General features: G+C 55.9%; 2 protein-coding genes. Both read left to right on the forward strand.

The genetic code is table 11. The annotated features are described in order from the left end of the window. The coding region (locus ACI2JR_RS28315; RefSeq protein WP_462480115.1) for a phage tail sheath subtilisin-like domain-containing protein at nucleotides 1–632 on the forward strand (632 nt) is incomplete at its 5' end. Continuing rightward, on the forward strand, nucleotides 632–1147 hold the full coding sequence (locus ACI2JR_RS28320; protein WP_023328126.1) for a phage major tail tube protein: 516 nt from the start codon (nucleotides 632–634) through the stop codon (nucleotides 1145–1147). The genes ACI2JR_RS28315 and ACI2JR_RS28320, both read left to right, overlap by 1 nt. Nucleotides 1148–1216 lie beyond the last annotated feature (69 nt).

Genomic DNA, 1216 nt, shown 5'->3' on the forward strand with positions numbered 1-1216 from the left:
TGCTGATCTGGCCGAACTTCATCGCCTACAACCCACTGACTGGCGTGAATGAAGAGTTCCCCGCCGTGGCGTATGCGCTGGGTCTGCGGGCGCTTATCGACAACGAGCAGGGCTGGCATAAATCACTGTCAAACGTGCCGGTTAAAAACGTGCTGGGGATTGCGAAGGACGTGTTCTGGGCATTGCAGGCGGAGGACTCCGACGCCAACGAGCTGAACGCCAACGAGATCACCACGCTGATTAAGCGCGACGGCTTCCGCTTCTGGGGCAACCGCACCACCGACACCGAGGAATTTATTTTCGAGGTGTACACGCGAACCGCACAGATTCTGGCAGACAGTATCGCAGAAGCGCAGTTCACCACCGTGGATACCCCGCTGACGCCTGCAAACGTGAAAGACGTTGTAAGCGGCATTAACGCCAAACTTCAGGCACTGGTAACCGCTGGCAAGCTGATTGGCGCAGCGTGCTGGTTTGATATCGTCGATAACCCGGTGACCGGTATTCGCCAGGGTAAAGCCGTGGTGCGCTACAACTACAGCCCGGTGCCGCCGCTGGAAGATCTGACGATGATCCAGACGTTCACCGATCAGTATTACGAAGCTGCTTTCGCATCGCTCGGGGGTGAATAATGGCGATTCCTAAAAAACTCCGGCTGTTTACCGTCTTTGTGGATGGCGTAAACCATATCGGCAAAGTTCCCAGCGTGACGCTGCCGAAGGTCACCCGCAAGACTGAAGATTATCAGGGTGGCGGGATGCTGGGCTCGGTTGCTGTCGATCTCGGCCTGGATTCCGGGGCGCTCGACGCGTCAATGATTGTCGGTGGCGTGGTCGAAGAGCTGATCCTGAAGTACGGCGGCGATATCGACGAAATGCGCCTGCGCTTTGTCGGCGAGTTTTACAGCGGCGGGACCAGCTCACTGCTGGAAGTTGAGATGCGCGGCCGTATCACCGAAATCGATCCGGGTGATGCGAAGCAGGGTGATGATACCAACCACACCTACGCCATCAAAAACACCTACTACAAGCTGTCGGTGGATGATAAGCCCCTTCTGGAAATAGACCTGCTGAACTTTATCTACAAACGCAACGGGGAAAATCTCTACCCGGATCGCATTATGTCGGCGCTGGGTCTCGGTAGCTGATAACCCTTTTTACTCACCTTTAAGGCGGCCTGCTGGCCGCCCGGAGAAAATGCTATGTCCGTTATTCTC

The sequence above is a fragment of the Klebsiella sp. NPDC088457 genome (assembly GCF_044900465.1).
GTDB lineage: Bacteria > Pseudomonadota > Gammaproteobacteria > Enterobacterales > Enterobacteriaceae > Klebsiella.

Bases quoted from the DNA above. Each gene is read 5' to 3' on its own strand.
- ACI2JR_RS28320 (WP_023328126.1), top strand. From the start codon at position 632: ATGGCGATTCCTAAAAAACTCCGGCTGTTTACCGTCTTTGTGGATGGC.